This window comes from Nocardia sp. NPDC050799 (assembly GCF_040654015.1).
Taxonomy (GTDB): domain Bacteria; phylum Actinomycetota; class Actinomycetes; order Mycobacteriales; family Mycobacteriaceae; genus Nocardia.
Genome location: NZ_JBFAHF010000014.1, coordinates 153,555 through 173,206 on the forward strand (window position 1 = coordinate 153,555; position 19,652 = coordinate 173,206).

Annotated in this window: 17 protein-coding genes, 1 rRNA gene and 1 pseudogene; 2 read left to right on the forward strand and 17 right to left on the reverse strand. The window is 69.9% G+C overall.

Annotation, left to right across the window (positions count from 1 at the left end):
• Nucleotides 1-7: 7 nt before the first annotated feature.
• From der to steA, 10 genes are all read right to left on the reverse strand, one after another.
• Nucleotides 8-1,435, reverse strand: a complete 1,428-nt coding sequence (der, locus tag AB0H42_RS16990; protein WP_357056445.1) for a ribosome biogenesis GTPase Der — start codon at nucleotides 1,433-1,435, stop codon at nucleotides 8-10.
• A complete protein-coding gene (gene cmk / locus AB0H42_RS16995; RefSeq protein ID WP_357056514.1) occupies nucleotides 1,432-2,130 on the reverse strand; it encodes a (d)CMP kinase in 699 nt (232 codons plus the stop codon). The genes der and cmk overlap by 4 nt, the downstream gene beginning before the upstream one ends.
• 65 nt (nucleotides 2,131-2,195) lie before the next feature.
• A complete protein-coding gene (locus tag AB0H42_RS17000; RefSeq protein WP_357056448.1) occupies nucleotides 2,196-3,497 on the reverse strand; it encodes a pseudouridine synthase in 1,302 nt (433 codons plus the stop codon).
• A gap of 9 nt (nucleotides 3,498-3,506) precedes the next feature.
• Nucleotides 3,507-4,163 carry an SMC-Scp complex subunit ScpB gene (scpB, locus tag AB0H42_RS17005; protein WP_357056451.1) on the reverse strand — a complete coding sequence of 219 codons (657 nt, stop codon included), beginning with the start codon at nucleotides 4,161-4,163 and terminating at the stop codon, nucleotides 3,507-3,509.
• A 148-nt stretch (nucleotides 4,164-4,311) separates the two neighbouring features.
• Entirely contained in the window at nucleotides 4,312-5,184 is an 873-nt protein-coding gene (locus AB0H42_RS17010; protein ID WP_357056517.1) for a segregation/condensation protein A, read from the reverse strand.
• A 29-nt stretch (nucleotides 5,185-5,213) separates the two neighbouring features.
• Nucleotides 5,214-6,089 carry a ParA family protein gene (locus AB0H42_RS17015; RefSeq protein WP_357056519.1) on the reverse strand — a complete coding sequence of 292 codons (876 nt, stop codon included), beginning with the start codon at nucleotides 6,087-6,089 and terminating at the stop codon, nucleotides 5,214-5,216.
• Between the two features lie 262 nt (nucleotides 6,090-6,351).
• Nucleotides 6,352-7,293, reverse strand: coding sequence for a site-specific tyrosine recombinase XerD (xerD, locus tag AB0H42_RS17020; protein ID WP_357056454.1), 942 nt, complete (start codon nucleotides 7,291-7,293; stop codon nucleotides 6,352-6,354).
• A 13-nt stretch (nucleotides 7,294-7,306) separates the two neighbouring features.
• On the reverse strand, nucleotides 7,307-7,963 hold the full coding sequence (locus AB0H42_RS17025) for an NUDIX hydrolase (RefSeq protein WP_357056457.1): 657 nt from the start codon (nucleotides 7,961-7,963) through the stop codon (nucleotides 7,307-7,309).
• Complete coding sequence (locus AB0H42_RS17030; protein WP_357056460.1) at nucleotides 7,960-9,687, reverse strand: CTP synthase; 1,728 nt, start codon at nucleotides 9,685-9,687, stop codon at nucleotides 7,960-7,962. Before AB0H42_RS17030 ends, AB0H42_RS17025 begins: the two co-directional genes overlap by 4 nt.
• A 261-nt stretch (nucleotides 9,688-9,948) precedes the next feature.
• Nucleotides 9,949-11,160, reverse strand: coding sequence for a putative cytokinetic ring protein SteA (gene steA, locus AB0H42_RS17035; protein WP_357056463.1), 1,212 nt, complete (start codon nucleotides 11,158-11,160; stop codon nucleotides 9,949-9,951).
• Between the two features lie 169 nt (nucleotides 11,161-11,329).
• On the opposite strand from steA, the gene AB0H42_RS17040 reads away from it, so the two are divergent.
• On the forward strand, nucleotides 11,330-11,749 hold the full coding sequence (locus AB0H42_RS17040; protein WP_357056466.1) for an SRPBCC family protein: 420 nt from the start codon (nucleotides 11,330-11,332) through the stop codon (nucleotides 11,747-11,749).
• 453 nt (nucleotides 11,750-12,202) lie between these two features.
• Here the strand turns inward: AB0H42_RS17040 and recN are convergent, their stop codons facing one another.
• From recN to AB0H42_RS17065, 5 genes are read right to left on the reverse strand one after another with little or no spacing between them, the layout of a single operon-like run.
• Nucleotides 12,203-13,975 carry a DNA repair protein RecN gene (recN, locus tag AB0H42_RS17045; protein WP_357056468.1) on the reverse strand — a complete coding sequence of 591 codons (1,773 nt, stop codon included), beginning with the start codon at nucleotides 13,973-13,975 and terminating at the stop codon, nucleotides 12,203-12,205.
• Nucleotides 13,953-14,927: an NAD kinase gene (locus AB0H42_RS17050; protein ID WP_063130731.1), complete on the reverse strand. Its 975-nt coding sequence runs from the start codon at nucleotides 14,925-14,927 to the stop codon at nucleotides 13,953-13,955. The genes recN and AB0H42_RS17050 overlap by 23 nt, the downstream gene beginning before the upstream one ends.
• Nucleotides 14,924-15,745, reverse strand: a complete 822-nt coding sequence (locus tag AB0H42_RS17055; protein WP_357056471.1) for a TlyA family RNA methyltransferase — start codon at nucleotides 15,743-15,745, stop codon at nucleotides 14,924-14,926. The genes AB0H42_RS17050 and AB0H42_RS17055 overlap by 4 nt, the downstream gene beginning before the upstream one ends.
• A gap of 1 nt (nucleotide 15,746) precedes the next feature.
• Nucleotides 15,747-16,031, reverse strand: a complete 285-nt coding sequence (locus tag AB0H42_RS17060; RefSeq protein ID WP_357056474.1) for a hypothetical protein — start codon at nucleotides 16,029-16,031, stop codon at nucleotides 15,747-15,749.
• 13 nt (nucleotides 16,032-16,044) lie between these two features.
• Nucleotides 16,045-16,923 carry an HAD-IIA family hydrolase gene (locus AB0H42_RS17065; RefSeq protein WP_357056522.1) on the reverse strand — a complete coding sequence of 293 codons (879 nt, stop codon included), beginning with the start codon at nucleotides 16,921-16,923 and terminating at the stop codon, nucleotides 16,045-16,047.
• Nucleotides 16,924-17,312: 389 nt separating this feature from the next.
• On the opposite strand from AB0H42_RS17065, the gene AB0H42_RS17070 reads away from it, so the two are divergent.
• Complete coding sequence (locus tag AB0H42_RS17070; RefSeq protein WP_357056477.1) at nucleotides 17,313-17,792, forward strand: GyrI-like domain-containing protein; 480 nt, start codon at nucleotides 17,313-17,315, stop codon at nucleotides 17,790-17,792.
• A gap of 10 nt (nucleotides 17,793-17,802) precedes the next feature.
• On the opposite strand, the pseudogene AB0H42_RS17075 reads toward AB0H42_RS17070, so the two are convergent.
• Both AB0H42_RS17075 and rrf read right to left on the reverse strand, forming a co-directional pair.
• Nucleotides 17,803-18,729 (reverse strand): annotated as a pseudogene (locus tag AB0H42_RS17075) (hypothetical protein); the annotation flags it as partial.
• A gap of 832 nt (nucleotides 18,730-19,561) precedes the next feature.
• Nucleotides 19,562-19,652 (reverse strand): 5S ribosomal RNA (rrf, locus tag AB0H42_RS17080); the annotation flags it as partial.

The window sequence follows — 19,652 nt, forward strand, 5'->3', positions numbered from 1 at the left end:
CCGGAGTTCACTTCTTGGCGCGCTTCTCCCGGATCCGGATCGAGATCCGCACCGGCGACCCGTCGAACCCGAACTCCTCCCGCAGCCGCCGCTCCAGGAACCGGCGATAGCCGGCCTCCAGGAACCCGGTGGTGAACAGGACGAAGGTCGGTGGCCTGGTGGTGGCCTGGGTGGCGAACAGCACCCGGGGCAGCCGCCCACCACGCATGGGCGGCGGTGTCGCGGCGACCACCTCTTTCAACCAGGTGTTCAAGCGGCCCGTCGAAATCCGTTTGTCCCAGGATTCCAGCGCGGTCTCCATGGCCGGGACGAGCTTCTGCACCGCCCGGCCCGTCTGCGCGGAGATATTGACCCGCTGCGCCCACGGCACCCGCACCAGATCGCGATCCACCTCGCGCTCGAGTTGGAGGCGGCGGTCCTCGTCCACCAGATCCCATTTGTTGAACGCCAGCACCAGGGCCCGCCCGGAGTCGGCGACCAGGCTGATCACCCGCAGGTCCTGTTCGGTGATGGGCTGTGCGGCGTCGATCAGCATGATCGCCACCTCGGAAGCCTCCAGCGCCGATTTGGTGCGCAACGAGGCGTAGAACTCGGTACCGCTGGCATTGGCGACCTTGCGCCGCAGCCCCGCGGTATCGACGAAACGCCAGACCTTGCCGCCCAGTTCCACCAGCGAATCGACCGGATCGACCGTGGTGCCGGCGATATCGTGCACCACCGACCGCTCATCACCGCTCAGCTTGTTCAGCAGGCTCGATTTACCGACGTTCGGTTTCCCGACCAGCGCCACCCGGCGCGGCCCGCCACCGGGCCCGCCGAGTTCCCGCGGTGTCTCCGGCAGCACGTCGAGCACATCGTCGAGCAGGTCACCGGTCCCGCGGCCGTGCGCGGCGGAGACCATTCGCGGCTCCCCCAGCCCCAGCGACCACAGCGCGGCCGCATCGGCCTCCAGACGCTGGTCGTCGACCTTGTTGGCGACCAGGATGACCGGCGTCTTCGCCCGCCGCAGCACCTTCACCGCGGCCTCGTCGGTGGCGGTCGCGCCGACCACCGCGTCGACCACCAGCACAATGGCATCGGCGGTGTTCATGGCGAGTTCGGCCTGCCGCGCCACCGACTGCTGCAGTCCCTTGGCATCCGGTTCCCAGCCGCCGGTGTCCTGCACCCAGAAACGGCGGCCCGCCCAGTTGGCCTCGTAGGAGACCCGGTCCCGGGTCACCCCGGGCACATCCTCGACCACGGCTTCGCGGCGGCCCAGAATGCGGTTGACCAGCGTCGATTTACCGACATTCGGGCGTCCGACCACGGCCAGGGTGGGCATCGGCACATGCTCGGCGGCCTCGGCGTCACCGGCGAGATCGGTGAGCTCCCAATCCGATTCGTCGCTCCAGACGCCGTCGCCGGCGAGTACGTCACTCACGGTGTCCTCGCTCATCTGGCGACTCCCCGGCTGCGCGCCGCGGCACGATCCCGCGGCCGGTCCAACTGCCGGCCGACCTCGCGGTACAGCTCCTCGATGGTTTCGTCCATGGTCAGTTCGCTGGTGTCGACCTGCACCGCGTCCTCGGCCCGCCGCAGCGGCGACACCGCGCGCGTCGAATCGAGGCGGTCACGGCGTTCCACATCGGCGAGCACCCCGGCATAGTCGTCCCCACGGCCCTCGGCGATGTTCTGCTGATTACGGCGATGGGCGCGCGCCTGCGCGGACGCGGTCAGATAGATCTTGGCGTCGGCGTCGGGCAGGACGGTGGTACCGATATCGCGGCCCTCGACCACGATCCGGCCCGCACTCACCGCGATCTCCCGCTGCAGCGCCACCAGTTGCTCCCGGACCTCCGGCACCGCCGAAACGGCCGAAACCGCCGCGGTGACCTCGGCTCCGCGGATTTCGGTACGCACATCGACGCCGTCGAGTTCGATCAGTTCCCGTTCGGGATCGGTACCGATCCGCAACGGCATATCGGTGACCGTCGCGGCCACCGCGGCGGGATCCGCCGGGTCGACCCCCGCACGCAGCACCTGCAGCGTGGCGACCCGGTACATGGCGCCGGTATCGAGGTAGCGGGCCGAAAGCCGTACCGCCAGTCGCCGCGACACACTGGACTTCCCGGTCCCCGAGGGACCGTCCATCGCGACGACCAGGGACCGGTCGCGGGCCGGATCCACGACGACCCCCACCGGAGCTTCCACACCGTTCACAAAGACACCGCCTCGTAGAGTTTGCCGATTTCATCGCGCCCCAGCACGCGCAGCGTGCCCGGACGTTGGTCGTTCAGGACGACCGGGCCGATATGGGTGCGGACGAGCCTGGTCACCGGATGCCCGACCGCGTCCAGCAGCCGCCGCACGATATGTTTGCGCCCCTCGTGCAACACCAATTTCACCAGGGAACGTCCCGCGTCGACCTCGAGCACCTGAAAGCGGTCCACCTTGGCCGGTCCGTCGTCGAGTTCCACGCCCTCGCGCAGGATCTTGCCGATCGAACGGTGCACTTCGCCCTGCACGGTCGCCAGGTAGGTCTTGGACACCTCGTAGGAGGGGTGCATCAGCCGGTGCGCGAGGTCACCGTCATTGGTGAGCAGCAGCAACCCCTCGGTATCGGCGTCCAACCGGCCGACATGGAACAGCCGCTGTCCGGCCGCGACCCGCTCGGCGACGATATCGCCGACACAGGGCCGGCCCAGATCGTCGGACATGGTGGACTGCCAGCCCTTGGGCTTGTTCAGGGCCAGGTGCACCAGTTCCTCGCGCACCACCACCCGGGTCCCGTCCACCCGCACCACGGCGTTCTCCGGATCGATGCGCAGGCCCTGCTCACGCACGATGAGGCCGTTGACCTCGACGCGACCCTGCTCGATCATCTCCTCGGCCGCCCGGCGCGAGGCGACCCCGGCCTTGGCCAGCACCTTCTGCAGCCGTTCGCCCTCGCCCCAGGGCAACTTCTCGTGACCGGATTCACCCGATTCCACATGCTGATGCCGGGCCGGTTTCGCATTGTTCAGCTGCGGGGCGCCGCTCCCGGAACGGGCGCTCTGGGTCTTACGGGCCGTACCGCCGCCCGGGCGGCCACCGGCCCGCGATCCGGCGGCGCCACTTCGGCCCGCCGTCGAGCCGCCACGGCCCGTCCCCGCGGAACCACCGCGGCCCGCGCCTGCCGATCCGGTCCGGGCCGATCCCGCGGGGCCGCCGCGGCCCGTCCCGGCCGAACCCGCCCGGCCCGGGGTCGCGAAGTCACCGCGACCACCGGCGGTGCGGGCGCCGCGTCCGCCGGACGACGATTCCGCACTTGCGGGACGCCCGGAACGCGGCAGCTGGTCACTGCGGGCGCCCCGTTCGGTACTGCGCGGTCCCCCGGCACGGCCGGTACGGGGTGTATCACTGTCACCGCGGCGAGCGTCCCCGGTACGGGGGGCGCCGCGGCCGCGACCGGCCCGGCCGGCCTGGTCGCCACTTTTCCTACGATCCGGTATGCCATCACGGCGAGCGGGTGTCTTCACGTTTTCCTGTCAATCCTCGGCGCCGAGGTTCAGATTCTCCTCGGCGGGTTTTCGCAGCCTGGTGTAGCGGGGGTCCGTCTCCAGACTGTCGTTGATCTCATCGATCAGGTCCACCCCCGGCAACAGGGGCGCCAATGGCGGCAGATCGCTCAGCGACGCCAATCCGATCCGTTCCAGGAACAGTTCGGTGGTGCCGTACAGCGTGCCGTTGGTTTCCGGGTCGGTGCCCGCCTCGGTGATCAATCCCCTGGCCAGCAGGGTGCGCATCACACCGTCGACGTTGACACCGCGCACCGCGCTGACCCGAGCCCGGGTCACCGGCTGACGGTATGCCACCACCGCCAGCGTCTCCAGAGCCGCCCGGGTCAACTTAGACCGGGCGCCGTCGAGCAACATACGCTCCACATATGGTGCGTACTCGCTGCGAGTATAGAAGCGCCACCCGTCCCCGGCGAAACGCAGATCGATTCCGCTGCGCCGGGCGGCCAGTTCCGCCGACATCTCCCGCAGGGTGCGCTCCACCCGCTGTGGGGCCTCGTCCAGAGCGGTGGCCAGCTGCTCCACCGGCGCCGGAGTGTCCACCACGAGCAGCAACGCCTCGAGCGCCGCCCGGAATTCGTCGTCGTCCAACGGCTCGGGCGCGATATCGGTCACAGCCTCGGTCATGCTCTGTCCTCCGCGTATGCGCGGGAACCCGATGTGGTCACGCTGCGCTCCCGCCTTTCGGTCCCGACCCGCTCATGCTCTGTCCTCCCGCGGATGCGTGCGGACTCCCGCGCGGCCGTTCCGCACGTCCGCCTCCGGGCCGGCTCGCTCACCCGTAGTCCTCTTCTATGGCCACCGGCTCGGCGCCGCCGTCCCCGTCGTCACCGATCCAGCGCACGGCGAGCGGGCCCAGCGGGTCGGGCTGGTCGAACTCGATCGTCTTACCCCGATACAGCTCGAGCAACGCCAGGAACCGCGCCACGATCTGGATCGGCGCCGCGCAATCGGCCACCAGCTCGGCGAACGTGGTCCATACCCCCACGCCCCGGGCGCGCAGCCGTGCCAGCACGAGCGTCGCCTGCTCCGCCACCGATATCGTATGCGCGTGCAGATGGTCCAGGCCCACGGTCGGCACCGGCCGCGGCCGGAACGCCGCCGCCGCGATCTCGGCGAAACCGGCCGCGTCCACCCCGAGGTCGACCTCCGGCAGCAGACTCGCGAACCGCTCCTCCACACCGACACTGCGCGGATACCGGCGCAGCGCGGCCGCCTCCAGTTCCCCGAGCAACTCGGCGACCTGCTTGAACGCCCGATACTGCAACAGCCGGGCGAACAGCAGATCCCGGGCATCGAGCAACTCCAGATCGTCCGGGTCGGTCACCTCACCCGACGGCAGCAGCCGTGCCGCCTTCAGATCCAGCAGGGTCGCCGCCACCACCAAGAACTCGGTGGTCTGATCCAGTATCTTGTCCGTGCGCAGCGTATTGCCCGATTGGTTCAACGCGGCGGTCAACGCCTTGGTGTAGGCGATGAACTCGTCGGTGACCTTGTGCAGCGCCACCTCGGTCACATCGAGACGGCGTTGCGAGATCAGCTGGAGCAGCAGGTCGAACGGGCCCTCGAAATTGCTCAACCGCAGATGGAAACCGGACTTCTCCGCTGCCTCGCCCGCCGGATCCGCGGGCGCTGCGGGTTCGCTGATCGTCGACGATGCCGGCCGGGACGGCCCGCTCACCGACCGGACCGGTGGATGACTTCCCGTGCCATCGCCCGATACGCCTCGGCACCACTGGATTTCGGCGCCCATGTGGTGATCGGTTCACCGGCGACGCTGGCATCCGGGAACCGGACCGTCCGCGCGATCGCGGTGTCGTAGACCAGTTCGCCGAACACCTCCACCACCCGCGCCATCACCTGGCGGGAATGCAGCAACCGGGCGTCGAACATGGTCACCACGATGCCGTACAGGCTCAGTCGCGGATTCAGCCGATCGCGGACCTTCTCCACGGTGTCGTTGAGCAGGGCCAGCCCGCGCAGCGAGAAGTACTCACATTCCATCGGGATGATCACCCCGTCGGAGCAGGCGAGCGCGTTCACGGTGAGCAGACCGAGCGACGGCTGGCAATCGATGAGGATGTAGTCGTAGCGGTCGCGGATCGGTTCCAGCGCACGACCCAGCGACTGCTCGCGGCCGACCTCGTTCACCAACTGGATCTCGGCCGCCGACAGGTCGATATTGCTGGGGAGCAGATCCAGATTCTCCACCTTGGTCTGCATGAGCACGTCGTCGACGCTCACCGGCGCGCCGATGAGCAAATTGTGCACGGTCAGATCGAGATCGTGATGTGCCACACCCAGACCCGCCGACAGCGCGCCCTGCGGATCGAGATCCACCAGCAGTACCCGGCGGCCGTATTCGGCCAGCGCCGCACCCAGATTGATGGTCGAGGTGGTCTTACCCACTCCGCCTTTCTGATTGCACATCGCCACGATGAGCGCGTTGCCCTCGTGCGACGGCGCGGGCGGATCCGGGACCGCGCGCAGGGGCCGACCCGTCGGCCCGAGCGCAGCGTCGGCAGAAACGGGTTCGGGGCCCGCGCCCCACACAGACGCGGCGCGATCGTCGCTCTCGGCGCCCTTGGGCGAGTCCGCCGATCCGGCTGTCGTCACGATCCGCTGCTCCTTATACGTTCCTACCCGTCCGTCACCTCGTAGAGCGTAACGAGGCCGATCAAGGCACGGTCTCGCTTTCGCCACGGTCCGGCTAGTCCTAGACGCTACCGGTTGACCCCACTCGAGCGCCGCGTGTATCCGCGGCGTGTTGGTGTTCACTGCGCGGCCTGCGGCGTTGCGCCGAGAACACACCTACTCACCGCGCGCGCGGGTGGGCCGTCGCCCAGACCTCGCGCAGCGTCCCCACCGTGACCAATGTGTAGATCTGGGTGGTGGTCACCGACGCGTGGCCCAGTAGTTCCTGGACGACCCGCACATCGGCGCCGCCGTCGAGCAGATGAGTGGCGAAGGAATGCCGGAGGGTGTGCGGGGACACCGCGGCGGTGATCCCAGCGTGCTCGGCGGCACGCTGGAGCACCTGCCAGGCACTCTGCCGGGACAGCCGGCCGCCGCGCACATTCAGGAACACCGCGGCCGCCGCGCCGGGTGTATGCCGGCGGGCGCGGGCCGCGAGAGCGAGCCGGCCGCGCACCAGGTAGGCGTCCACCGCGGCCAGCGCGGGGCGGCCGATGGGCACGATCCGCTGTTTACCGCCCTTACCGCGCAGGACGACAGCCCGGTTGTCGATATCGAGGTCGTCGATATCGAGTCCAACGGTCTCGGAGATCCGCGCGCCGGTCGAGTAGAGCAGTTCCAGCAGCGCCCGGTCACGCAATCCGCGCGCCGCGGCTTCGCCCCCGGTCCCGGCGCCCGCATCCGCCGCGTCCAGCAGCCGCAACACCTGATCCACCGGGAGCGCTTTGGGCAGCCGCTGGCCCACCATCGGTGGTTTGACAGCATGCGCGACATCGGCGCTGGTCAGCCCTTCGGCAGCGGCGAACCGGTGCAATCCCCGCACCGCGATCAATGCCCGCGCCACCGAGCCCGGTGCCAGCGGGGGATGCTGCGCGCCACCGGCCCGCAAGGCGACTGCGAACTCGGTGATATCGCGTTCCGCGACGGAGGCCAGGTCGGCGCGACCACGTTCGCTCAAGAACTCCCGATACCGGGACAGGTCCCGGCGGTACGCGGAGAGGGTGCTGCGCGCGGCACCCCGTTCCACGGCCAGATGGTCCAGGAAGATATCGACCTCCCGCACCGCCGGCCCCCGGTCAGTCCGTGTCCCGCTGCGCGGCCTGGCGGCGCAGCAGTGCGTCCGACCGGCCCGGCCACGGCGCGTCGGCCGGCCGCAGTGGCAGGCCGGCGGCGTCGGCCGCGCTCAACGCCAGCAGACCGGCGACGGCGGTGGCGTTCACGATCGTCCCGGCCAGCGCCGCGCGGACCGCCTCGGCGACCGGCATCCGCACCAACTCCAGGTCGGCTTCCTCGTGTTCGGGCGCCGGTCGTTCGGTGTCGCTGAGCCCGCGCGCCAGATACACCCGCAGCGCTTCGTCGGTGAAACCCGGCGACAGCGCGACATCGACCAGCACCGACCAGTCCCGGGCGGCCAGCCCGGTTTCCTCGGCGAGTTCACGGCGGGCGGCTTCCAGCGGATCCTCGCCTTGAATATCGATCAGGCCCGCCGGGAGTTCGAGCAGCCGCTCGCCGAGCGGATGACGGTACTGGCGGATCAGTACCACCCGGCCGTCGTCGTCGAGCGCGACCACGGCGACCGCACCGTGGTGTTCGACGACCTCGCGTTCCACGACCCGCCCGTCCGGCATCTCCACCCGGTCCACCCGCAGCGCCAGGATCGCCCCCGAGTACACGACCCGGCTGTCGACCGTCACGAAGGCGTGACTGCCGGGCGCCGGGTTCGCGGAAGTCACGACACCCGCTCGGAGGTACCGGCCAGCTCTTCTTCACCGGGAATATCGACCGGCAGCCGTTCGGCCAATTTGTACCGCAGCGCGGCGGCGATCAGTTCGGCGAACAGCGGATGCGGCCGGGTCGGCCGGCTCTTCAGCTCCGGATGGGCCTGGGTGCCGACGAAGAAGGGGTGGATATCGGCGGGCAGTTCGACGAACTCCACCAGATGCCCGTCCGGGGAGGTGCCGCTGAACCGCAACCCGCTGGCGGCGATCTTGTCGCGGTAGGCGTTGTTCACCTCGTAGCGGTGCCGGTGCCGTTCGGAGACCTCGGTGGCGTGATAGGCCCGGGCCACCACCGATCCCTTCTCCAGGACCGCCGGATAGGCGCCGAGCCGCATGGTGCCGCCCAGATCGGCCTCGCCGGCCACGGCCTGTTCCTGGTCGGCCATGGTGGAGATCACCGGGTGCTCGGTCTCCGGTTCGAACTCGGCGGAGTTGGCGTCGGTGAGGCCCACCGACCGCGCGGCCTCGATGACCATGCACTGCAGGCCCAGGCACAGCCCGAGCAGCGGCAGCCCCCGGGTACGGGCGTAGTGGATGGCGCCGACCTTGCCTTCGATCCCCCGGATCCCGAATCCACCGGGGATGAGGACCGCGTCCACATCGCGCAGGGCGGCCTGCGCGCCGGCCGGGGTCTCGCAATCGTCGGACCGGACCCAGCGCAGTTTCACCTTGGCCCGGTGTGCGAAACCACCGGCCCGCAGCGCCTCGGTCACCGACAGATAGGCGTCGGGCAGATCCACGTACTTGCCGACCAGCGCGACCTCCACCGTCTCCCGCGGTGCATGGACACGGTCGAGGAGATCACCCCAGATCGTCCAGTCCACGTCCCGGAACGGCAGTCCGAGTGTGCGTACGACGTAGGCGTCCAGGGCCTCCCGGTGCAGCACCTTGGGGATGTCGTAGATCGACGGCGCATCGGGGGTGGAGATACAGGCGTCGACGTCCACGTCGCACATCAGCGCGATCTTGTTCTTCAGACCGGCCGGTACCTCGCGGTCACAGCGCAGGATCAGCGCGTCGGGCTGGATACCGATACTGCGCAGCGCGGCCACCGAGTGCTGGGTGGGTTTGGTCTTGAGCTCGCCCGAGGGGGCCAGATACGGAACCAGCGACACGTGCAGGAAGAAGACATTGTCCCGGCCGACATCGTGGCGTATCTGCCGGGCTGCCTCGAGGAACGGCTGCGATTCGATATCGCCCACCGTGCCACCGATCTCGGTGATCACCACATCCGGTTCCTGCCCCTGCAGGTCCGGGCCGCGCATGGCCAGGATGCGCGCCTTGATCTCATCGGTGATGTGCGGGATGACCTGCACGGTATCGCCGAGGTACTCGCCGCGCCGTTCCTTGGCGATCACCGACGAGTACACCTGGCCGGTGGTGACGTTGGCATCCCGAGAGAGGTCCCGGTCGAGGAAACGTTCGTAGTGCCCCACGTCGAGGTCGGTCTCGGCCCCGTCCTCCGTCACGAACACCTCGCCGTGCTGGAACGGATTCATGGTGCCGGGATCGACGTTCAAATAGGGGTCGAGTTTCTGCATGGTGACCCGTAGCCCCCGCGCGGTCAGCAACTGACCGAGGCTGGAGGCGGTGAGACCCTTACCGAGTGAGGAGGCCACGCCACCGCTGACGAAAATATGCTTGGTGGCTGTCCGCGCCTGAATCCGTGTATGACCCACGGGTCTTCACGGTAACACGAAACCCGGGCGACGATCGACCGCCACCCCCGGTTAACCATCCGATCGCCGTATCCGCCCGGCGCCGCTGTCGGGGCGGGGAGCAGATACCGGTCACCCCCGCCCCGGGAGGCACCACCGGCCACTTCTCTCACACTTCTGCGCACAGGCGGTGTGGGACCGCCCGTTCCGCGCGATGCTGCGTGATTGCGCGAGCCGCCCGGATACTGCGTCGCCTCCGGGCGCCGGGCGCGGTGCCCAGCTCTATCCGGGCCGGCTCAGCGTCTCCCGCACCCACAGATCGGCGCGGTGCAGCAGGTCCTGCACCGGCGCGAGCACCTCGCTCCCGTGACCCGCGGCCAGCACCGCCACGATCAGCACGACGAGCGCGGCCAGGACCAGGAGCGCCATCAGTGTCCCCGGCACCCGGCTCCGGTACAGCGTGGCCACCGCGGTGGCGTCCATGATCGCGCCCCCGACCTTCAGACGCGTCAGGAATGTCGCGGGGTTGCTGTCCCGGCGGCACCGGTCGAAGAATTCTTCCAGGGAGGCGGGCGCACCCGCCGTGACGATGAGCGCGGCGCCGCGGTGATGCGCGAGCAGCAGCGCCAGGTCCGCGGGCGTCCCGGAGCATGGGAAAGTGATCGCGCCGATCCCCAGCTCCTTGACCCGATCCAGCCCCTCGGCATAACCGTCCAATTCCGCCGGCACGATCAGCTCCGCGCTGCCGGTGAGAATTTTCGCGGGGAGCAACTCGGGGTTGGCGACGATCAGATCCAGCCGGTAGCCCGCGCGCCGGACGGTCTCCGCGCCCTGCCCCACCCCGATCATGATCGGGGCGTACTCCTTGATGAAGGGTTTGAGCTTCTTCAGGTCCTCGGCATGTCCGGGCCCGTCACCCACCACCACCACCTGCCGGCCGTTCAGGTCCAGATCCGGATCCGGCACCCCGATACCATCCATGAGCAGCGACGATTCGGTCCGGATGAAATCGAGAGTGCCACCGGCGAAGGCCTCGAGATGGCCGGCGAGACCGTTGCGCGCTTCCGACAGCCGGTCGGCCACCGCGGTTTCGTCGAGTTCGAGGCATTCGACCAGCACCTCGGGTTCCCGGCGGGTGAGCCGGTCGGCGTAGACGACACCGTTCTCGATCCGCACCTTCGCGCCGTCCTTGATCCGGCCGAAGGCGTCGGAGGTGACCGTATCCAGCAGCAGCACGCCGCCGGCCACCAGCAGTTCGGGTCCCGGGTTGGGATAGCGCCCGGAGATCGAGGGCGAGGTGTTCACCACCGCTGCCACCCCGGCCGCGAGCAGCCGGTCGGCGATGATCTGGTCCAGGTCCATTTCGTCGAGGACCGCGATATCACCGGGTTCCACGCGTTCGAGCAGCCGCCGGGTATCGCGGTCGACCCGGGCGGTGCCGGTCCGGCCGGGCAGCGTCTCCGAATTCTTCGACAGCAGCGCCAGCATCCTCATGCAGCGATGATCGCCGCAAACCCTCAACCATTGGTGGAGACACGCCGCGATCCGATACGCAACGGCTATGGATCGGTTACCGGGCACGCCGGGCGGCCTCGCCGCGGCACGGCAACCCGCTGCCGTACGCCGTAAGCTGCCCGGGACAGCTATACGAAGAGGAGTCTCCATGGCCAGCACCACCGTCGATACCGTGATCGCCGCCCCGCGCGCGACCGTGTACCGGCTGTTCGCCGACCGCGAGAGCATCGATCCGTTCCTTGCGGTGAACGTCACGCTCGTCACACCCGGCACCACCGAACGAGAAGGCGTCGGCGCCCGGCACAAGATCGGTATCGGCCCGGTCGGGGTGGTCGAGGAGATCACCGCGCTGGTGCCGAACGAGCGGATGGAGTACAAGATCGTCAAAGGCGCCCCGGTGAAGAGCCATACCGGCGTCATCACCTTCGCCGACGCCGACAACGGCACCCGGGTCACCTACACAATGACCTCCGACCCCACCCTCCCCGTTCCGGCCAAGGTACTCGAGGTCGGCCTCAAAGGCTTGATCAACCAGTTCATCTCCGCCGCACGCAAAGCCGTCGGCTGACCTGCCGGCACCCCAGATCGGACCCGCGCTGCCGCGCCCCGGGGCCGCTCTCCGGGGGGGGGTGCTCGGCCGACGGCCGGGCTCCCTCCGGCAGGTCGGCAGCCGGTACCGATCAGCGCCCCGGCGTCGACGACGGGTTCGTCACCGGCTTCGGACGGACGCGGCAGCGGTACTCCTGGCGTGAGTGCCGCCGCCGGGCCGATTTTTCGGTCGCTTCAGCGTGCGACATCGTTGCTGTGGTCGCCGGCGCCGGTACCGAACGCGTGATGGACGAGCATCCGCGTCCGGGACCTGATCTGCTGCCGGCAGCGGACCACTGCCGCGGCTCACCGTGACCCGGTCCGCCTGCCGGAGAACCCGGGTCCCCGGAAGCCGGTGAACCGGGTGGTGACCCCGGATTCCGCCGAAGCGTGCTCAGCACCCCTCGGCACCGCGTACCGGGCCGACCACCGGTCAGTACGCCGCCATCCGCTCGGCGCGGGCGGTGTTCAGCAACTCCCAGGCGTGCGCACGACCGGTCTCGGTATCGTCGAGCCCGGCCAGCATCCGGGCCAACTCCACGATCCGTTCGTCCTGGGTCAGCGCCCGGACCCCCGAATTCACGGCGCCCTCGCCGTCATCTGATTTGTTGACCACCAGATGCGTATCGGCGAATGCCGCCACCTGCGCCAGATGCGTCACCACGATGACCTGATGGGTACGTGCCAGCCGGGCCAGCCGCCGCCCGATCTCCACCGCCGCCCGGCCACCGACACCGGCGTCCACCTCGTCGAACACCATCGTGGCCCCATGCTCGGCACCGGCCAGCACCACTTCCAGGGCCAGCATCACCCGGGACAGCTCACCGCCGGACGCGCTCTTGCTCAACGGCAGCGACTGCGCACCGGAATGCGCGGCCAGCCGGAACTCCACCTCGTCCACCCCGGCCGGACCCGCGTGTAGTTCGGCGCCGTCGATCAGCAGCGGCGCGGAATCCTGCGCACCGGCCGGCAGCGGCCGCACCTCGACCTCCAGCCGCGCCTTGCCCATGGCGAGCCCGCTCAGCTCCTCGGTCACCGCCGCCGCCAGATCGCCCGCGGCGGCGGTCCGCGCCTGCGACAGTTTCACCGCCGCGGACCGCACCCGTTCCGCACCCGCCTCGACCTCGACGGTGAGCGCCGCGAGGGTCTCCTCCGAGACATCCAGCGAATCCAGCCGGGTCCGCGCCTCGTCCGCCCACGCGATCACGCCGTCGATATCGGGTGCGTATTTACGGGTCAGCGATTTCAACTCCGCCTGCCGCGACAGCATGGATTCCAGCGCGCCGGGGTCCGACGGCAGACCCGACAGGTAGCCGCTCAGTTCGGTGGTCAGATCCACCACCACCGCGATCGCCTCCGCCAGCCGCGGCGACAGCGCCGCCAGTGCCGGATCCTCGGCGCCCTCCACCCGGGAGCGGGCCACGCCGAGTGCGTCCAGTGCCCCGACCCCTTCGCCGGGGTTGTCGGCCGGACCGGCGAGCGCCTCGTGCGCGGTCGCCGCCGCCTCTCGCAGCGAATCCAGATCGCTGAGCCGCCGGATCTCCGCGACCAGGCGCTCGTCCTCTCCCGGCTCCGGTGCGACGGCGTCGATTTCGGCCAGCGACTGGGTGAGCCGTTCGGCCTCGGCCGCCATCTCCCGGCCGCGCGCGGTGCGTTCCAGCAGCGTCGTCCGGGCATCCAGCCAGGCACGGCGGTATTCGATGTAGTCCCGCAGCAGCGGCCCCACCGTCGCGTCGGCGAACTGGTCCAGCGCGTGCAACTGCTGTTCGGGACGCTGTAATCGCAACTGGTCGTTCTGGCCGTGCACGGTGAGCATCGGCGCGGTGAAATCGGCCAGCACCGAGGCCGGTACGCCACGACCGCCCAGATGCGCCCGGGACCGTCCGTCGCTACCGACCGTACGAATCGCGATCACCGTACCGTCGTCGTCGGCAACGGCCGCCGCCGATTCCAGCACCCGCTCCGCTTCGGCACGCGCGGACTCGTTCACCTCGTCGAGCGTGAACCGGCCCTCCACCACCGCGCGATTCGCGCCCAGCCGGACCCGGCCGGCGTCGGCGCGCGCACCGCTCAGCAGGTGCAGACTGGTGACCACCATCGTCTTGCCCGCTCCGGTTTCCCCGGTGAGCACAGTCAGCCCTTCGTGGAATTGCGCGGTGGCCGTCGAGATGACGCCCAGTCCGTCAATTCTTATCTCTGTCAGCACGTGTGCCCTCCGTTCGCCGCCGGCCCCGCCAACCCGTGACCGGCAGCTCGAACTTGCGCACCATCCGATCCGCGAACGGCGCGGAATCCAGCCGCACCCACCGCACCGGCTCGGCACCCCGGACCGCTTCGACCCGGCCGCCCCGCGGCAGTGCGAGGGTGCGCCTGCCATCCAGGAAAACTATCGCATCGTGTCCGGTGGCAACGGATTCGACCGCGATCAATGAATCCGGGCTGGTGACCAGGGGGCGAGCGAACAGAGCGTGCGCATTGCTCGGAATCACCAGTAGCGCTTCCAGTTCCGGCCACACCACCGGCCCGCCCGCGGAGAAAGCGTACGCCGTCGATCCGGTAGGGGTCGCGACAAGGATCCCGTCACAACCGTAGGACGAGACCGGTCGCCCGTCGACTTCGAGCACCACCTCGAGAACACCCATCCGGGCCGCGTTCTCGATACTGGCCTCGTTCAGCGCCCAGCCCCGTTCGATGATCTCGTCGTCGAGCCGGATATTCACGTCCAGTGTCATCCGCTCTTCGACGCGGTAGTCGCGCCGGACGACCTGGGCGAGCGCCTCGTCCAGGTTCTCCGCCTCGGCCTCGGTGAGAAATCCGATCCGCCCCAGGTTGATACCCAGCACCGGCACCGTCACCTGCCGGGCCAGTTCCGCACCGCGCAGCAGCGTGCCGTCGCCGCCGAGCGCCAGCACCATCTCACAACCCAGCGCCGCGTCCGGTTCGTGAGCGACCACCTGCACCGGATATCCGCAGGGGTCGGTGATCGGCTCGGTACCGGCGTCGAATCGGGTGCTGTAGGCCTCGTCCGCCAGCACCCGCAACCCGATTCCGGCCTCCGCGCAGATCTTCGCGACCCGATGCGCCGTCTCGCTGATCTCGGCCCGTCCGGGATGCGAGACCAGCAAGATCTCCCGCGGCCGGGACGCCTCCGTGTTCACTGTGGCCCCTCCTCGACTGCCCGTCGCACCAGTTCCCCCACCTCGTCGGCGGTGTAGCTCGCCGAGTCGTCCCGGCGCAGCCACAGAAAGTATTCGACATTGCCGGACGGACCGGGCAACGGACTGGCCACCACGCCGCGCGTCTGCAACCCCAGATCCGCGGCAGCGGCGGCGACCGAACGCACCGAGTCGGCCCGCAGCTGCGGATCCCGCACCACCCCGCCGGATCCGACCCGGTCCCTACCGACCTCGAACTGCGGTTTCACCATCGGCAGCAGATCGGCGCCCGGCATCACGCAGCCCGCCAGCGCGGGCAGTACCAGGGTCAGCGCGATGAACGAGAGATCGGCGACCACCAGTTCCACCGGCCCGCCGATATCCTCGGCGGTCAGGCTCCGCACATTGGTCCGGTCGTGCACGCGCACCCGATCGTCGGTACGCAGCCGCCACACCAGCTGGCCGTAGCCCACATCGACCGCGACCACTTCGCGCGCGTCCCGGCTGAGCAGCACATCGGTGAAACCGCCGGTCGACGCCCCGGCGTCGAGGCAGCGCCGGCCCGCGACCCGCAGCCCCCGCGGGTCGAACGCCTCCAGCGCGCCCAGCAGTTTATGCGCCCCACGCGAGGCCCAGGCGACCTCGTCGACCTGTTCTTTGATCACCAGTGGAGTACCGGTCTCCACCGCGGTCGCCGGTTTCACCGCGACGGTGCCGTTGATCAGCACCCGTCCGGCGCCGATCAACTCCACCGCGTGCTCCCGTGACCGCGCCAGACCACGACGGACCAGTTCTGCGTCCACCCGCGCCCGCCTGGCCACCTCAGATCTTGTCCACCGTGGCCAGCGCCCGCACCAGCACTTCGTGTGCCTGGTCCAGGATGTGCGCACGGCGGGCCAGGTCGGCGCCGACGGAATCGTCCCCGGCCGCGCCTCCGGTGTTCGGCACGGGCCCGAGTTCGGCGAGCAGGTCGCGGACTTCGGCGCGAATGCGATCCGGGTCTGCGGGTTCACCGTGCCCGGCGGCCCCGGGCAGATGCCGACCGGGCAGCGGCACCCCGGAGCGGGCGGTGCCGGGAGTGTTCGGGCGGGGAGTCGGGGTAGTCATCGTGGGCTCAACGCTATCGGATTTCCGAACGGGGCGCGCGCACCGTCAGCGCCCGGCCCGGGTACGCCCGCAGTTGCGCGCGCACATCCTCCGGGGCGACGCGGCCCGGCACCGGCGGCTGCCGCAGGGCATCCAGACCGTCGGCGACGTAGGTGGGCAGTTCCGCTTGCGGCAGGCCGGTCAGTTCGGTGGCGGTACTGACCCCGGTCAGTACGAGCAGCGAATCCAAATCCACGGCTTGCGCACCGGAGATATCGGTGTCGAGCCGGTCGCCCACGACCAGCGCCGCACGCGTATCGGCTCGGATCAGCGCGTCTTCGAGCAGCGGCGGATACGGCTTGCCGGCCACCACGGGTTCCAGATCGGTGGCGGCGCGCAGTGCCGCGACCATCGCGCCGTTGCCCGGCGCGAGTCCGCGCTCGTTCGGCAGCGTCCGGTCGGTATTGGCCGCCACCCACACCGCGCCGGCCCGCAACGCGTAGGCCGCTTCGGCCAGGTCCGGCCAGGCCGTCTGCGGCGAATGTCCCTGGACGACCGCCGCCACCGTCTCCGTCGCCCGGCGCACCGGTTGCAGGCCGGCCGTCTTGATCTCCGCCGCCAGATCGTCGGAGCCCACGACCAGCACCTCCGATCCGGGCGCCAGCCGCTCGGCGAGCAACCGGCTCGCCGCCTGCGCGCTGGTCACCACATCCGCCTCCGTCGCCGGATACCCCAGCTGGGCCAGGTGGGCCGCCACGCTTCCGGCCGCTCGGCTCGCGTTATTGGTGACATACACCGATCGCTGGGTCCCGCCGGCCAGCGCCTCGGGCGCGCCCTCGATCACATCGGCTCCCCGGTAGAGGGTCCCGTCCAGATCCAGCAGCAGCGCCTCGTACCTGTCCCGCAACGGCATCTCATTCGCTTCCCGCACACCCGGACCCTACGTCCTGCCCCCGACGCCCCGGACACCCAGCCGCTTCCCGCCGCCCACACAGCCACCTCGATGGACCGACGACCAACGTCCTAAGCCGGGGTGCGGGTGTCGAGGTGCACCGCCCGGGTACTACCGGATAGCACTTGCGCCTGGGTGGCAGACATAGTTGGGGGTTCCGGTAGCCGCGCCGGCGGATAGCGCGACGCTGATCACCGGGCCCGGTCCACTCTTCTTCGCCGCGCCATTTGCCCACGAATCCCGGTTTGCGGGCATTGTGCGGACGCCGATGAATTTTCGCGCCGTGACCCGTCCGAACCGGATAGAGGCCGACCCGCAACGGCCGACCGACGACTTCATCGAGGAGAACCGTGACTGCCGACCGCACAGCCGAACCCGAACTGCTCGAAATCGCCGAAACGATCACCGCCATGGTGGGCGGCCGGGTGGCGCCGGCGCAGACGATCTCGTTCTTCGACACCTCGTTCGGCATCCTGCCACCGGCCATCGCGGCGCAGAAGGCCGTGATCACCGGCCCGGCTCTCTCCTGCTGGGGGGACGCTTCCGCGGAAGCCACGGAACTGGAGGTGGGCTTCCCCGTCGACCGGCGGATCAGCCCCGACGGGGACGTCGTCCCCGGTGTGCTCCCGGCGGGCGAGGTCGCCCGCGTGGTGCATTACGGCGCGTTCGACGCGCTGGGCGTCACCTGGAATCGCCTGCACGGCTGGATCATGGAACAGGGCCTGGTTCCAGGAGCCGACCGCTGGGAGGTCTATCTCACCGAACCGAACCCGCAGATGGACCCGGCCGATCTGCGGACCGAGCTCAACTGGTCGGTCACGCGGCCCTGACAGCCGCGGGTCAGGCTTCGCCGGTCAGCTCGGCCGCGCGCTCCTCGGCATCGGTTTCGCCGTCGAGGTCCGCGGCGGCCGCGTTGAAGAACCAGGTCTGTCCCTCATCGGTACGACCGGCCGCGACCAGTGCGTCGGCGTAGGCGTAGAACAGCCGGGCGGGACCCGAACCGGTGCGGGACGGGTCGAGGTCGGAGGTCTGCAGGGTCACCACGGCCTGGTCGTACTGACCGAGGTCCATCCGCGCGCCCGCGACCACGATACGCAGTTCGATCGCCTCGTCGCCGGTCAGCGCCCGGCCCTCGTCGCTGCGGCCGATCTCGATCGCGCGTTCGGGCCGGCCGAGACCGCGTTCGCAGTCCGCCATCACCGCGAGGAGGCCGGACCCGCCCGCCATCCGCCGCGCCGCACGCAGCTCGGACAGCGCCTCGGCCCATTCCCCGGCGTGATAGGCGACGACGCCGGCGGTCTCCCGTACGACGGCGATCCGTCCCGCCCGCTGCCGCGCGGCCCGCGCGTGGGCCACAGCGAGCTGCGGATCGTCGTCGAGAACCTGCACGGCCATCGCCAGATGCCGGGCAACGGTTTCCGCATTGCCCTTGTCCAGGCTCAGCAGGTCGCGCCGGATCGACGGATCGAGATCACCGGGCTGGACCTCGTCGGGCAGATCGGGTTCGTCGGGCCGCGGTGGGCGACGATCGGCCCCACGGCCCCCACCCTCGCCACCCCGACGCCGGGGGCCTCCGGCGTCGCCACCGCGGGAGAAGTTCGACCCGCTGTTGCTCTCCGCCGGTCCCACCCGGTCCCGGCGTGGCCGGTCGCTCCCACGCTCCGGCCGGTCGGACGCACCGCGCCCACCGAAACGCCGCTCATCGCTCCCACGCTGCGGCCGGTCCGACCCACCGGGCCCGCCGAAGCGACGGTCGTCGGCACCACTGGCGGGCCGATCGGACCCACCCCGTCCACCGAAACGACGCTCATCGGCACCGGGAGCGGACTTCTCGGACGGGCGCCCACCGAACCGGCGGTCGTCCGCACCACCACGGCTGTCTGCACGCCCCGCGCCACGATTGTCGCGGCCTCGATCGAAGTCGCCGAAAGAAGAGCGCCCCGGTGACCGGAAGTCGCCGCGCTCACGCGTTCCATACTCCCGCTTGTCACCGTCCGGACGCGACTGCGGCCGCGGACCGCGGGAACGACTGTCCTCCCAGTTCGACCGTGCCCCTTCCGCCCGGAAACCCGAGCGGCCTCCCGCCCGGTCGGCACCGCGGTCGCGCTGCCCTGGAGATCCGGTCCGCTCCTCCCCGCCGGTGCGATCGGCCCGCTGCGGGCCGCGGGGCCGGTCACCACCGACTCCGCTACCGCCGGACCCTGGACGTCCCGCGCCCCTGGCGTCCGGTTCGCTGCTCCGGCGGGCATCGCCGCGATTGTCGTCCCGGCGGAAACCGCCCCGGCCACTCGAACGGCCGGTGTCTCCCGTACCGCCGGAATCGCCACCCGAGCGCCTGCCGTCACCGGCGCCCTCGCCGCGACGGAAGCCGGCGTCGGGTCCGGAAGAATTGCGCCGGAACGGTTTCCGGCCATTGTTCTGTTCCGGCACGGCGGGTCCCTCTCTCGGTTACCAGACTGGATCAATGGAGCGCGACGGCGACACGGTCAAACCGCCGACAATGGTGGATTCGTACTCACACCAAGCTTACGGGCCATATCACCGTAGGCAGAAATGAAGGTAGGGGACCCACGAATGGGTCCCCTACCTTGAAAGTATGTTCCGGCGGTGTCCTACTCTCCCACACCCTGTCGAGTGCAGTACCATCGGCGCTGGCAGGCTTAGCTTCCGGGTTCGGAATGGGACCGGGC